12 protein-coding genes and 1 pseudogene are annotated in these 13,419 nt (G+C 67.1%); 7 read left to right on the top strand and 6 right to left on the bottom strand.

What is annotated here, in order from left to right:
* Positions 1-5 precede the first annotated feature (5 nt).
* Positions 6-653: a restriction endonuclease gene (locus tag ACH49N_RS21350; RefSeq protein WP_358276707.1), complete on the bottom strand. Its 648-nt coding sequence runs from the start codon at positions 651-653 to the stop codon at positions 6-8.
* A 337-nt stretch (positions 654-990) separates the two neighbouring features.
* Here ACH49N_RS21350 and ACH49N_RS21345 point away from each other — a divergent pair, with 337 nt between their 5' ends.
* The gene (locus ACH49N_RS21345) at positions 991-1,143 is read left to right on the top strand and encodes a hypothetical protein (protein WP_358276708.1); all 153 of its coding nucleotides are present in this window, start codon (positions 991-993) and stop codon (positions 1,141-1,143) included.
* Positions 1,144-1,166: 23 nt separating this feature from the next.
* Here the strand turns inward: ACH49N_RS21345 and ACH49N_RS21340 are convergent, their stop codons facing one another.
* The 4 genes from ACH49N_RS21340 to ACH49N_RS21325 all read right to left on the bottom strand — a co-directional run bounded on the left by ACH49N_RS21340 (position 1,167) and on the right by ACH49N_RS21325 (position 6,692).
* Complete coding sequence (locus ACH49N_RS21340) at positions 1,167-1,589, bottom strand: pyridoxamine 5'-phosphate oxidase family protein (protein WP_397504768.1); 423 nt, start codon at positions 1,587-1,589, stop codon at positions 1,167-1,169.
* 131 nt (positions 1,590-1,720) lie between these two features.
* Positions 1,721-2,059 (bottom strand): ferredoxin family protein, encoded by a 339-nt coding sequence (locus tag ACH49N_RS21335; protein WP_358276710.1) that lies wholly within the window; start codon positions 2,057-2,059, stop codon positions 1,721-1,723.
* Positions 2,056-3,651 carry an FAD-binding protein gene (locus ACH49N_RS21330; RefSeq protein ID WP_358276711.1) on the bottom strand — a complete coding sequence of 532 codons (1,596 nt, stop codon included), beginning with the start codon at positions 3,649-3,651 and terminating at the stop codon, positions 2,056-2,058. The genes ACH49N_RS21335 and ACH49N_RS21330 overlap by 4 nt, the downstream gene beginning before the upstream one ends.
* A 161-nt stretch (positions 3,652-3,812) precedes the next feature.
* Entirely contained in the window at positions 3,813-6,692 is a 2,880-nt protein-coding gene (locus ACH49N_RS21325; RefSeq protein WP_358276712.1) for an FAD-binding and (Fe-S)-binding domain-containing protein, read from the bottom strand.
* 165 nt (positions 6,693-6,857) lie between these two features.
* Between ACH49N_RS21325 and ACH49N_RS21320 the strand changes: the two genes are divergently transcribed.
* The 6 genes and pseudogenes from ACH49N_RS21320 to ACH49N_RS21295 all read left to right on the top strand — a co-directional run bounded on the left by ACH49N_RS21320 (position 6,858) and on the right by ACH49N_RS21295 (position 12,554).
* Positions 6,858-7,535: a DUF998 domain-containing protein gene (locus ACH49N_RS21320; protein ID WP_358276713.1), complete on the top strand. Its 678-nt coding sequence runs from the start codon at positions 6,858-6,860 to the stop codon at positions 7,533-7,535.
* Between the two features lie 124 nt (positions 7,536-7,659).
* Positions 7,660-7,944: a YciI family protein gene (locus ACH49N_RS21315; protein WP_159921020.1), complete on the top strand. Its 285-nt coding sequence runs from the start codon at positions 7,660-7,662 to the stop codon at positions 7,942-7,944.
* Between the two features lie 81 nt (positions 7,945-8,025).
* Positions 8,026-9,276, top strand: a complete 1,251-nt coding sequence (locus ACH49N_RS21310) for an amino acid permease (protein ID WP_358276714.1) — start codon at positions 8,026-8,028, stop codon at positions 9,274-9,276.
* A gap of 86 nt (positions 9,277-9,362) precedes the next feature.
* Entirely contained in the window at positions 9,363-10,778 is a 1,416-nt protein-coding gene (locus tag ACH49N_RS21305) for an NAD(P)/FAD-dependent oxidoreductase (protein ID WP_358276715.1), read from the top strand.
* 24 nt (positions 10,779-10,802) lie between these two features.
* Positions 10,803-10,985 (top strand): annotated as a pseudogene (locus ACH49N_RS21300) (CdaR family transcriptional regulator); the annotation flags it as partial.
* 57 nt (positions 10,986-11,042) lie between these two features.
* A complete protein-coding gene (locus ACH49N_RS21295) occupies positions 11,043-12,554 on the top strand; it encodes an ATP-dependent DNA ligase (protein ID WP_358276716.1) in 1,512 nt (503 codons plus the stop codon).
* 94 nt (positions 12,555-12,648) lie between these two features.
* On the opposite strand, the gene ACH49N_RS21290 is transcribed toward ACH49N_RS21295, so the two are convergent.
* Positions 12,649-13,404 (bottom strand): aminotransferase class IV, encoded by a 756-nt coding sequence (locus ACH49N_RS21290; RefSeq protein WP_358276717.1) that lies wholly within the window; start codon positions 13,402-13,404, stop codon positions 12,649-12,651.
* Positions 13,405-13,419 lie beyond the last annotated feature (15 nt).

Raw genomic sequence — 13,419 nt, 5'->3', positions numbered from 1 at the left:
CCCTGCTACCTGCCCGGCACTTGTCGGTGTTGAAGGTAGAGCAACCAGAACACCGGGGCGCCGACCACACTCGCGACGGTGGCGAAGACGCGCAGTCCGACGTCTCCCTCGCCGAAGGGGGCGATCAGCAGGACCAGCGTGCACACGATCGCGCCGATCAGGCGCCAGTGAGTACCGAGGAATGCTGCGACCCGCGCCCAGACAGTGCGGGCGACGGAGAGCACGGGCGACGCCTTGCCGGGTGCCTGCGCCTGCGATGGTGCCGACGCCACCGCAACCGCCGAGTTACGCGCGGCGGTAATCAACTTCGGAGCGTGGCTGCCCACCGGCGGTGTCTCGCCGTCGGGTTCGCAGCGAAACAGGGCGATACCGAGTGCCTCGGCGTATTCGACGGCGTCTTCGGTGTATCCGGCGGCCGCGAAGTACAGAAGGTCGCGGCCGGAGCTCGTGCCGCGGGCGCCGTACAGATTCTGCAGATCCGCCCGGTCTGCGCGTCCGCCGCGCCATTTCACCTGCGCATAGGCCCGCGCCGAATACACGTCGATACCGCCGTCCACACCACCGAGCAGCGCGGTGGCGTCGTGGTACCCGAGTCGCTGCATCTGCTCGGCTGCGTTGACCTCTGCTTCTGCCGCCGTGCGTATGCGTGCCATGCCATTCCTCCCCCACAACTCGAAAACAGTCCTTCCTGTCGACGGTACCCGGACGTTCGCCCAAATCAGCTATCTGCGGGCGAACGTCACAGCCAGACCTACGAGTTGGTGGGCGGTGCAGCGGTTTCCACCGAAGTCGCGGATCGTGGAGGTAGACAGGCGTGAGAACCAGGAGTGGTGAGAATGAGGCTGGTGGCATGACCGGCGGTGTTCCGTTACCCAGGACGCAGCGTCCAGTAATTAGCTGGTAACTACTGAGCAATACGGCAGGTGGAGGATGGGGGGCGAGGCGGTTCCTCCCGGGCCGCTCGGGCACTCGCAGAAGGAGTTGTTTCCCATGACGGATGCACGTCCACACGTCCAGCAGTCGCGCCCGGTCCGCCTCGAGGACCGACGCAGCGAACCGGCCGGCGCGGTCTCGACCACCGACCTTGCTGCCGTCGTCGACGCGCTCACGGGCGAGGGCCCCGACGATAACGTCGATTTCTGAGCGCTGATCTGCGCGTTCGGGTGTCAGGAACCCTTGCCGTAGTCGACACTCAGCCAGTGCTCGGGCCGCATGCGAATGAGGACGGCACTGGCTGCGTCGAAGGACTGGACCACGAAGGCGTCGACCTCCTCGGCGGGAAGGTACCGGGTGGCGAGGCCACGGATGTCGTCGGCAGTCGGTGACTCGTCGAATGTCGCGGGACCTTCCACGCTGACATACCGATACGGCGGCGCCTCGTCCTGGGCGACGAGACTGTATCGACCCGCCGCCCGGATCAGGCGTTCTTTCAGCGATCCCCGCCCGGTCCACACAGCGACCTCACCGCCGGGTTCGTAGCCGTACCAGATGGGAACGGCGAGAGGCGCACGACCTTCCCTATCGACCGCGATCACGCCCACATGGAGTGCCGCGAGGAACTTTTCACGATCGGCTTTACTCATGGTCATCTCGGACACGTCGTGCTCCGATCTACTCGATTCGCTCGGATTCGCCGGTGCAGGCAACAGCACCAACTCGCGACGATACGACGGTATTCCTCGCTGTGAGCGGTAAACGAGTCCCTGGACTCCTCAACCACTCACGGGCGGAGTCTCGGCGGCGGTGCGCCGTGCGGCAGGGCGGGGCCAATCGCCGTGAGCGATCCGGCGATTCGCCCCTTCCCCCATCCGAGTTTTTCCCGGTAGCGGCCGATGTGCTCGTCGGCGATGTGCTGACCGTCCGGCAGCGGAGTGGACCGGGGATCGACGTAGAGGGCGTCGACAGGGCAGTACGCCTCGCACATGAAGCAGGTCTGGCAGTCGGATTGGCGGGCGATCGCCGGAACCCCCGACTCGGTGCGGTCGAAGACGTTGGTGGGGCATGCGTCGACGCATTTGTCGCAGCCGATGCACGCCTCGGCCAGCACCACCTCGATCACGAAGCCACCTGCAGTTCTGTACCTTTGAGCGATCCGGCCGCGGTCCACACTTCGTCCAGGCCGCCGGTGAGGATGTGATGATGCTGGGCGGGGTCGAGGTCGGGGAAATCGGCTCGCTTGCTCATGCCCCGCGTTTCGGTGCGTGCCAGCGCCGAGTGGTACATCCAGCGGCCGACTGCAGTGATCGCCGCCGCCTGCCGGGCCCGGACCCGTTGGTCACCGGTGTCGGCGCCGAGGCCCGAAGACACCGCCGTCCACAACGACTCCAGTTCGTCGAGGGCACCCTGCACGCGTCCTCCGTCACGCAGCAGATTCTTCTCGTACGGGAGCAGTTCCGCTTGCGCAGCCGCCACGACGGCCGGGGCGTCCAATTCGGATCGCGACGTCGGCCGCAGTCCCGCTCGGCCCACCGCTCGGAGTTCGGACGCGCGAATCCGGCCGGCCGAGCGAGCGAAGCGAGCGGCACCCGTCCCGGCCCAACTGCCCGACGACATCGCCCATGCCGAGTTGTGGCTGCCGCCACCGGTGAACCCTCCGCAGATGCGCTCACGGGTAGCGGCGTCGCCGGCCGCGAACAATCCGGGAACCGTGGTGGCGCAGCTGTCGTCGACCACCTCGATACCGCCGGTCCCTCGCACGGTGCCTTCGGCGAGCATGCTCACCTCGAAGCGGTCGGTGAACGGGTTGATGCCGCGACGATCGAACTGCAAGAAGAAGTTGGGCTGACCCAGTCGCATCTGTCGCTGCACCACGTCGTCGGCGCGGTCGAGCTGCGCGTATACCGGTTCGGACAGCAACGTGCGCGCTATCACCGAGCGACCCTTGGTCGAGCCGGCACCCTCGAGGACGCTTCCGTCGGCGCGGAAGAAGGTGGCGTAGCCGTAGTAGGCGGTCTTGGTGATGGTCGAGTTGGCGGGCACGATGGCGTAGGCATTGGAGAATTCCATCCCGGAGAACGTGGCCCCCACCTCCGCCGCCATCAGCGCACCGTCCCCGGTGTCGACGTTGGTGCCGAGCGCGCGGGACAGGAATGCGCAACCCCCGCTGGCGATCACGACCGCGCCGGCAGCGACGCGATAATCGCGGTGATCCTGACGCTGGTATCCCGCCGCGCCGCGTACCACGCCGTCGGCGTCGATGAGGAGCTCGAGCGCCGGTGAGTGGTCGAGGATCCGGACGCCTGCCCTCTTGATCCACGCCCGCATCCGGCGCATGTACTCGGGTCCCTGCAGTCCGGTGCGGATCTGCTGTCCCGTGTCGGGGTCGACGGGGAACGGGTACCTTCCCTCCTCGCCGAGAAGGTTCATGTTGACGTATGTCTGGTGCAGGACACGGTCCATCCACTGATGGTCGGCGAGGTGACCGCCAAGCGTCTCGCGGCTGGCCTTCGCCTTGGCGCGCTCGGCCGGGTCGGGCTGCACGTACCAGACCCCGGTTCCCGAGGGTGCCGTCCCACCACTCGTCCCGCAGTACCCCTTGTCGACGAGGACGACGTCGGCGCCGGACTGGGCGGCGCGCAGAGCCGCCCACGCACCGGCGGGCCCACCGCCGATGACGAGAACGTCGGTACTCAGGTCGAGAAGTTCGGTCATGAAGGACACTCCTGTCGGCGCGGACATCTGCCCCTCCACGCTTCACCACGACCGCGGCCGCCGCCATCGTCAGAATCAGCGTGAACCGAACAGGCGGCTCCGCCGCCCGTGCGCCTTTCTGGTAGCTGGAACAACCAAAAAGGCGCACGGGCGCGGAGCGCCTAGGGCCCCGGGTCGAGGAGTTCAGCGAGGTGCATCGACGACCTCGACGGTTCGAGTTGCCGGACCTGCATGTGGCAGCTGAATCCGTCGGTCAGGACCGTGGCCTCGTCGGGGGTTGCGCGTAGGGCCGGGGCGAGGGCTTGTTCGGCCACCTGCATGCTGACGTCGTAGTGCTCGTCCTCGAATCCGAAGTTCCCTGCGACGCCGCAACATCCGGTCGCTTCCCGCACCCGAGCCACACCTACTGCCTGGAGGGACTTGCGCTGGGTGGCCGCACCGAACACCGCGTACTCGTGGCAATGGGTCTGCACGGTGACGTCTTCCGGAAGCGCGGCGCTCGGTTGCCACCCCGCCGCGACGCGGTCGAGCACCGCACCGGCGAAGCTCTGGACCCTGGCCGCGACGCGTCGTGCGGCGTCGGTGTGGACGAGTTCGGGAAGATCTTTGCGCAGTGCCGCAGCACAACTGGGTTCGAGGACGACGATGGGACGATCTGTGCCGTCGTCGAGCAGCTCTGCCGCCTTGGTCAGGGTCTTCTTGGCACGATCGAGTTGGCCGGTCGAAATCCAGGTCAGGCCGCAGCATGCGTCGCTGCGACACTGGGAGCTGAGCCCCGCCTGCTCGAGCACCCGCGTGGCCGCGCCGACTACCTGCGGCCGGAAACCCCGTGTGAAGGTGTCGGCGAGCAGCACGACATCCGCGGTCGTGTTTCCCGACGTGCTCCCGACCTCGCGTCGAATCTGCTTGCGCGACGCGAACTCCGGAAGTTCTCGGTGGGGGGTGATACCGCCCAGGCGGGCAGCGATCTTCGCGAGCCGTCCGGTGGTGAGTTTGTTGACGACGGGCGCCGACCGTTCCGCGGCCCGCAGCCACACCGGCAACCAGCCGAGCGAGTAGTGCGACAGTGGACGGATGCGGCCACGATAGTGGTGGTCGAGGAATTCGGCTTTGTAGGTGGCCATGTCGACGCCCACCGGGCAGTCGGTGGAGCACGCCTTACAGGACAGGCACAGGTCCAAGGATTCCTTGACGTCCTCGGAGGCCCAGCCGTCGGCGATCGTCGGCGAGTTGCGCACCATCTCCTGGAGGGCACGCGCCCGGCCGCGGGTGGAGTCCTTCTCGTCGCCGGTCGCCCGGAAGCTGGGGCACATCACGCCGCCCGTCGACGCGCGGCACCGCCCCACGCCGATACAGCCCTGCACCGCGTGGACGAATGGGGCGACGGGCACTTCACTGGTGGGTGTGAGGTCGAAGGTGGTCTGCCAGGGTCGTGGGTCGACGCCGTCGAGCGCGAGACTTCCGAGCAGTGGTTCCGGATCGACGATGCTGCCCGGATTGAGCAGTGCGGCCGGATCCCAGAGCTGTTTGAACCGGGCGAACGCCGACATCACGGTCGGCGAGTACATGAGCGGTAGCAGCGACGAGCGTGCGCGTCCGTCGCCGTGCTCGCCCGACATCGAACCGCCGAAGCGGACACACAGTTCCGCCGCCCGGTGGATGAACCGCGACATGACGTCCCGGCCTTCCTCGGTGCGCTGATCGAAGTTGATGCGGATATGCATGCAGCCGGCACCGAAGTGGCCGTACATCACTCCGGTGAGGTGGAACTCGGCGAGAAGCGCCTTGATGTCCACCAGGTAGTCGGCGAGTTGCTCGGGAGCGACCGCGGAATCTTCCCAGCCGGTCCACGATTCACCGCCCTCGACGAGCCGCGCGGACAGCCCGGCGCCGTCCTCACGCACTCGCCACAGCGACGCGCGTTCGGCAGGATCCGCGACCACGCGGGCGTCGACGAGCCGTCCCGCCGCCCGCAGCTTGGACACCAGTTCGGTGCCGCGCCTCTCGACCTCGGCGGAATCGTCCCCGTCGAGATCGACGTACAGCCACGCCGAGCCTTCGGGAAGTCCCACGACGGAGTCGGCGCCGCGCAGGTGTCGCATGGTGTCGACGATCGCCGAGTCGATGCCCTCGATCGCCGCCGGTGCGTACGCGAGGAGCATCGCATTGTCTCGCGCCGCGTCCACCAGGTCGCGGTAGCCGAGGCACAACAGCATCGCCGCCGGGGGCACCGGCACCAGCGCCACGGTGGCGGCCACGATCACCGCACACGTTCCCTCGCTGCCGACGAGGGCGCGTGCGACGTCGAATCCGTTCTCCGGCAACAGGTTCGCGAGATTAAATCCGGACACCTGTCGCGGGATCCGACCGAGTTCGAGCCGGAACTCGCCGAGGTGACTGCCGGCCAGATCCCGCAGTCCCGTCCCGATCCGTTCCGCTTCGCCCACGGCGGACGCGTCGTCGGGGTCGGTGGCGCGGACACCGTTCCGGGTCGCGGTCAACCGATGTCCCCCGGCGGTGACGAGGTCGAGTGCGATGACGTGGTCCGATGTGCGCCCGTATCGCACGGAGTGGTTGCCGCAGGCATCGTTCCCGATCGCACCACCGACGGTGGCGCGGGACTTACTCGACGGGTCCGGGGCGAAGGTGAAGGCCCCGTCCGTCGCCAGCTGGACCTCTTTCTGCAGGTCCGTGAGCACGATCCCGGGTTCGACGACGGCTGTGCGCGCGGCGGCATCCACCGAGTGGACGGCGGCCATGTGCCGGGAGAAGTCGAGGACCACTCCCCTGCCGATGGCGTTGCCGGCGAGCGAGGTACCGCCGCCGCGACTGGTGATGGGTATCGCGCGCTCGGTGCATGCCCGGACTATCGACACCACATCGTCCACGGTGCGGGGAAACGCCACGGCCAGCGGCGGCACACGATAGTTGGAGGCGTCGAAGGAGTACTCGGCCCGCCTGCGCGACCCGGTGTCGAGGTCGATGCCCCGCGCCGCCAGGTCAGCGCGGAGGCCGGCGGCAACACCGGTCAGCTCAGCCACGCGTGTCCTGTCCCTCCGTCTCGAAGTCCCGTCCAGGAAGCGTAGTCGGCAAGGCCATGGCTACATGGTCGAGTCGCGCCCTGAGATTGTCAACAATCACACGATAGTGGATCGCGCGTCTATAGCGTGGGTCGAGGCCGCGCACCACGCGACGGTTCACAAGAGGTGAGCGTTCTGAACATCAGCTCAGCACACGATGCCCGTGCCGTGCGCGTAGGCGGCGCTGCGTGGGTACTGATTTCGCTGTACTTCGTCGCGGAGGTGGTCACCGCAGCAGCGTGGCCGAGACGGTACGAGGCGACTACCGACTCGATCAGCAAGCTCGGTGCCACGGGATGTGACGGATCCGCGTCCCAACTGGCGGTCGCCCGAATCTGCTCACCCCTCCACGCGCTGATGAACGGCGCTTTCGTCATGACCGGTGTGCTGATCATCGTCGGTGCCTTCGGATTGCGGGGATTCCTCCCCGCTGGGCGGCTGCGGGTGACCGCCCTGGCTCTACTCGGGCTGGCCGCACTGAGCGCGGCACTGACCGGACTGGTGCCCATCAACGTGGACGCCGACCTGCACCAGATCGTTGCCACCCCGACATTCGTGGCCCGCAACGCAGCACTCGCCTTCCTCGCTGTGGCGCTGCTCGAGCGGTGGCGAGGATTCGCCGTATGGACGGGGTCGTGCTGCCTCGCGGGAATGCTCGGCACCATCGCCATCGTCGTCCCCGGCACGTCGTTCGGCACCGCCGAACGGCTTGCGTTGTACCCCTTCACCCTCTGGGTGGTCAGCGCCGGAGTCGCAGCATTGGTGGTGAGCCGGGGCGTCGACTCGGGGCGTGTCGAGCCTTGACCGCCCGTTTTCGACCGAGAAGGGTTGTATCTACCGTGCAACGGCTCCGCCCGTGCGCCTTTCTGGTAGCTCTGGCAACCAAAAAGGCGCACGGGCCCGGAGCGCCTGAGGAAGTGAGAACAGCATGTCTCTGTTCGTCGTGGAATACACCTACAACCCGGAGACGTCGTCGCGGCGTGACGATCACCGGGGCGATCATCGCGGCTGGATCGCGGAAATGATCCGGCGGAAGGTGGTGCGTTCGACCGGTCCCCTCGCCGACGGCACGGGCGCCTTCATCATCGCCGATGGGCCCGACGAAGAAACGGTCACTCGACTGTTCCAGCAGGATCCGTTCGTTCAGGCGAAACTCGTGTCGAACATGCGAGTCAGCGAATGGCATCCGGTGATGGGCGAATTCAGCGAGTGACCCGATCGGCGTGGTCGGCGGTATCGGACCGGGCGCGGTAGCGTCGGCCACCGACCACCGTCGACCGCTGGAAGGGACCGCATGACCGAGCCACTATCGGCGCCGCAGCTGAAACGCCGACTGGGTGTGTTCGACTCGGTGATGATCGGCCTCGGGTCGATGATCGGGGCCGGTATCTTCGCGGCGCTCGCTCCGGCTGCTGCCGCGGCGGGCGGCGCGTTGCTCTTCGGGTTGGCGGTCGCGGCGGTGATCGCCTACTGCAACGCCAATTCCTCGGCCCGTCTGGCAGCGCTCTACCCCAAGTCCGGGGGGACTTACGTGTACGGCCGTGAACGGCTCGGCCCCTTCTTCGGATATCTGGCCGGCTGGGGTTTCGTGGTCGGGAAGACTGCTTCCTGTGCGGCCATGGCCCTGACCGTCGGCGCCTACGCCTGGCCGGGGTACGAGCACGTCATCGCGGTCGTCGCCGTCGCGGTGATCACCGCGGTCAACTATCTGGGTGTTCAGAAATCGGCGTGGGCCACCCGCGGAATCGTGTTCTTCGTCCTCGCCGTCCTGGCCTTGGTCGTGTTGCTGTGCCTCACCGCCACCGACACGGGTTTCGACGGCCCGGTACTGACCCGGGGATACGGCATCACCGGTGTTCTGCAAGCGGCCGGCTTGTTGTTCTTCGCCTTCGCCGGGTACGCCCGTATTGCGACTTTGGGTGAAGAGGTTCGGGACCCGCGCCGGACCATCTCCCGGGCTATCCCCCTTGCGCTCGCCGTCACCCTGCTCGTGTACCTGCTGGTCGCGGTCGCGGTGTTGACCGTCCTCGGTCCGGACCGGCTGGCCGCAGCGACCGACCCGCTGGCCGAGGCGGTCGCTGCGGCCGGATTCGCTGGTGCCGAGCCCGTGGTGCGGGTGGCCGCCGTGATCGCCGCACTCGGTTCGCTGCTCTCGCTGATCCTCGGCGTATCCCGCACCACGTTCGCGATGGCCCGCGACGGAAACCTGCCCCGGTTCCTCGACGCCGTCCACCCGCGGTACTCGGTACCGAACCGCGCCGAGCTGGCCGTGGGAACCGTCGTGGCTGTCCTCGCCGCGACAGCGGATCTGCGGGGCGTCATCGGGTTCTCGTCGTTCGCCGTGCTGGTCTACTACCTGATCGCGAACGCCTCTGCGTGGACGTTGTCTGGCCAGCTATGGCCCCGGCTAGTCGCGGCGACGGGTGCGGCCGGATGTCTGATCCTCGCCGCGTTCCTTCCCCTTCCCTCGGTGGTGTGGGGCACCGTCGTCCTCGGTGTCGGCGTCGCCGTGTACTGGTTACGGGCCCATCCCCCTCGAGGTTGAATGGTCTTGGCGGGATGCCTCGCAAAGCGCGCACGAAGTGGTGACCGAGGCGCCGAAGCCGACGGCACTGAAGTGAGGACGACCTCGTGACAACTGCGGTAGTGGTCGGCAGCGGGCCCAACGGGCTCGCTGCCGCCATCCACCTGGCCAGACAGGGGGTGTCGGTGCGGGTCCTCGAGGCCAAGGACACGATCGGTGGCGGCACCCGCTCCTCCGAACTCACCCTCCCGGGCCTCATCCACGACGATTGCTCGGCGTTCCACCCCACCGGGGTGGCTTCGCCCTTTCTGCAGTCGCTCGGTCTGGGCGACTACGGACTTCGGTGGCTGTGGCCGGAGATCGACCTGGTCCACCCCCTCGACTCGGGATCGGCCGGGGTGCTGTGGCGCGACATCGACCGCACCGCCGCGAACATGGGTGAGGACGGCAAGGCCTGGCAGCGGATGTTCGGCCGGCTGTCGACGTCGTTCGACGAGCTGACCGGTGACGTGTTCCGTCCGATCGCGCACTGGCCCGCCCATCCTGTGCAGCTCACCAAGTTCGGCGTCAACGCGCTCGCCCCGGCGGCGCTGACGGCCCGCCGGTGGAAGCGACCGGAGACACGAGCACTGTTCGGCGGGGTGGCGGCGCACGCGTTCAGTTCGCTGCACACCCCGATGAGCAGTTCCGTGGGTCTGATGCTCACCGCCGCCGGCCATGCGTACGGGTGGCCGGTCGCGGAGGGCGGTTCCCGGTCGATCACCGACGCGATGGCGTCGCTGCTCGGCAAGCTCGGCGGCACCATCGAGACCGGGGTGTACGTTGATTCGCTCGATTCGCTGGGCTCACCGGACCTCGTGATGCTCAACGTGGCGCCGCGTGCGGTGCTGCGAATAGCGGGTGATCGATTGCCGGGAAGGGTCGCCCGCGCCTACCGCCGGTACAAATACGGGCCGGCGGCATTCAAGGTCGACTTCGCCGTCGACGGCCATGTTCCGTGGACCAACGAGCACTGCCGCGCGGCGGGGACGCTGCATCTCGGCGGAACGTTCGAAGAGGTCGCCGAGGCCGAAGGACAGATCACGCGGGGTGTCATGCCCGCGAGGCCGACGGTGCTCGTCGGGCAACAGTACCTCGCGGACCCGTCCCGCTCTGCTGGGGATATCAACCCGATCTGGGCGTATGCGCACGTCCCCCATGGGTATTCGGGCGATGCCACGCAGGCGATCATCGACCAGATCGAGCGGTTCGCACCCGGGTTCCGGGATCGCATCGTGGGGCAGCACGTGCGCTCGGTGGCGCAGATAGAACAGTACAACGCCAACTACATCGGCGGCGACATCGGAGTGGGCGCCAACACCGCACTGCAGATTGCGATGCGGCCCCGCATCGGCCTCGACCCATATTCCACCGGAATCCCGGGGGTGTACCTGTGCTCCTCCGCGACCGCGCCGGGGGGCGGTGTCCACGGCATGTGCGGTTTCAACGCAGCCCAGTCGGCGCTGAAGCATCTCGAGAACTGATGGTCATAACCGCGGGCGAGCTTCCTCACCGGTGAGAATTACGTCCACACGGCCGAGCTGCTGACAGCGCACCGCAACACCGTCAAGTACCGGGTGGCCAAGGTGCTGCACGACCGCGGCACGATCCGTGACGATCGGTTCGACGTGGCACTCGCCCTGCAGGTGTGTCACCTGCTCGGGCCGAAGGTGCTGCACGCCGACCCCTGATCCTCGCGAGGCCGGAAACGCCGCGCGCCGCAGCATCGATCCCGCTACCGTCGGGGAATGCTGGTTTCGCGGATCGTGGACACGTCGCGTGCTGTGGGGGCCACCCGGTCCCGCAAGGTGAAGATCGAGGCGCTGCGCACACTGCTCGCCGACCTCGAACCCGAAGAGGTCGAGCCCGTGGTGGCCTGGCTCTCAGGGGAACTGCGGCAGGGCCGTATCGGCATCGGCTGGCGGACGCTCGCCGACCTCCCAGCCGCGCCCGCGGATCACTCCACCGTGACCGTCGCCGAAGTCGACGGTCTGCTCACCGAGGTGGCCAGGACTTCCGGATCGGGCTCGACGGAACGACGACGCAGTCTGCTCACCGACCTCTTCACCCGAACGACGCCGGACGAACGCGACTTTCTCGTTCGGCTGCTGACAGGAGATCTGCGACAGGGCGCACTCGAAGGAATCATGACCGACGCCATCGCCGCCGCGGCCGCTCTGCCCGTGGAACCGGTTCGGCGCGCCTTCATGCTGTCGGGGCGGCTGCCGGCCACTGCTACCGCGGCGCTCGCGGGCGGCGTCGAGGCACTCAGCGCGTTCCGGCTCGAGGTGGGTCGGCCGATCCGGCCGATGCTGGCCTCTCCCGCCGAATCCCTCGCGGACGCCTGGACGGAACTCGGCGGCGACGTCAGCGTCGAGTACAAGCTCGACGGCGCCCGAATCCAGGTGCACCGCAATGGCGACGAAGTCCACATCTTCACCCGCACGCTGCGTGAGATCACCGGCAGTGTCCCCGAACTGGTCGAACTCGTCACCGACCTCCCCTGCGAGTCCGCGGTATTCGACGGTGAGACACTGGCGTTGACCGACTCCGGTCGTCCCCGCCCCTTCCAGGAAACGATGAGCCGGTTCGGCGCGGAAAGTGCCCGCGAGCTACTGCTGCACCCGTACTTCTTCGACTGCCTGCATCTCGACGGGATCGACCTGCTGGACGCCCCACTCGAGCAGCGCCTCGACGCCCTCGAAACCGTGGCCCCGCAGCATCGCATCCCGGGGCTGCGCCGACCCGACGCCGATGCAGCGGCAACACATTTCGACGACGCCCTCGCCGCCGGGCACGAAGGGGTCATGGTGAAGTCACTGTCGGCCCCCTACGCGGCGGGGCGTCGCGGTCGGGCGTGGCAGAAGGTGAAACCGGAGCACACCCTGGACCTGGTGGTCCTGGGCGCCGAGTGGGGTTACGGCCGGCGTACCGGCTACCTCTCCAATCTGCATCTCGGTGCCCGCGACCCCGACGGCGGTGATCCGATCATGGTCGGCAAAACATTCAAGGGCCTCACCGACGCGTTGTTGCAGTGGCAGACGGACGAATTTCCCCGACACGAACGCGCCCGCGACTCCCACACCGTGTTCCTGCACCCGAGGATCGTCGTCGAAATCGAACTAGATGGCGTGCAGGTCAGCTCCCGCTACCCCGGCGGCGTCGCGCTCCGATTCGGCCGGGTCTTGCGGTACCGGCCCGACAAGGACCCCGCCGACGCCGACACCATCGAGGCCGTGCGCGCCCTACTCCCGGGGTGAACGAGAGACCGAGGTTGGCTCCCACCCGTGAACGCAGTATCGACATGGGTGCTCCCCTCCGGGGGCACCCTAAGTGAGGTCGGGAGCCCCGGTTTCACAGCGCCGACCTCCCGTTCGTCAGGCGCTGATACTCGGTTGCGAGCGCATCAGCCAACGAAGCCGTCTCGTAATGGATCTCGTCGATGCAGGAAATCCTCGTTATCTCCATCGCAGTTCCGCACAAGAACGCGCCGTCGAACGATCCGAGCTCCGTGTATGAAATATTGCGCTCCGTGACGGATACGCCCAGCCGCGGAGACAGATCGTCGATGATCACCTTCCTGGTAATTCCGGCGAGCGCTAATTCCGTCGTGGGTGTGAACAAGGCGTCCCCTTTGATGAAGAACACGTTCGAACCGCTCGACTCACACACCGTGTCGGTTGCCGAGAGGAAGATGACGTCGTCATAGCCATCGGCTTTCTGACGGTAGCTCAAAAAGCTCAACGCGTAAGTCGACGATGTTTTCGCCTGATAGGGGTGGCACGATGCCGGCGCACGCCTCCACGTTGCCGTCGCAAGCCGATAATTCGCTGGTGCAGAATTCGCAGGAAAGGGTAGCGCAAAAACGACTACCCGACTGGAGCATCCTTGCGCCCTGAAGCTGACATCCGAATCGTCGTAGAAAACGAGGCACTTCAGGTATGCATCGTTCAGCTCGTTCACTCTCAGCAACTCGTAGCACGCATCGGCCAGATCTGCATTCGAATACGGCACAGTATGCCCGAACACGTCAGCAGACCGCCGCAGCCGGTCCAGGTGATCGTCGAGCTTGAAGATGTTCCCGCCGTAGCTACGGATACCTTCGAACACCGAGGACCCATAGGA

The organism is Rhodococcus sp. NPDC019647 (assembly GCF_044389235.1).
GTDB classification, from domain to species: domain Bacteria; phylum Actinomycetota; class Actinomycetes; order Mycobacteriales; family Mycobacteriaceae; genus Rhodococcus_F; species Rhodococcus_F oxybenzonivorans.
Note: the sequence above shows the minus strand (reverse complement) of the source record. Positions and strands in the feature narration are given on the sequence as shown.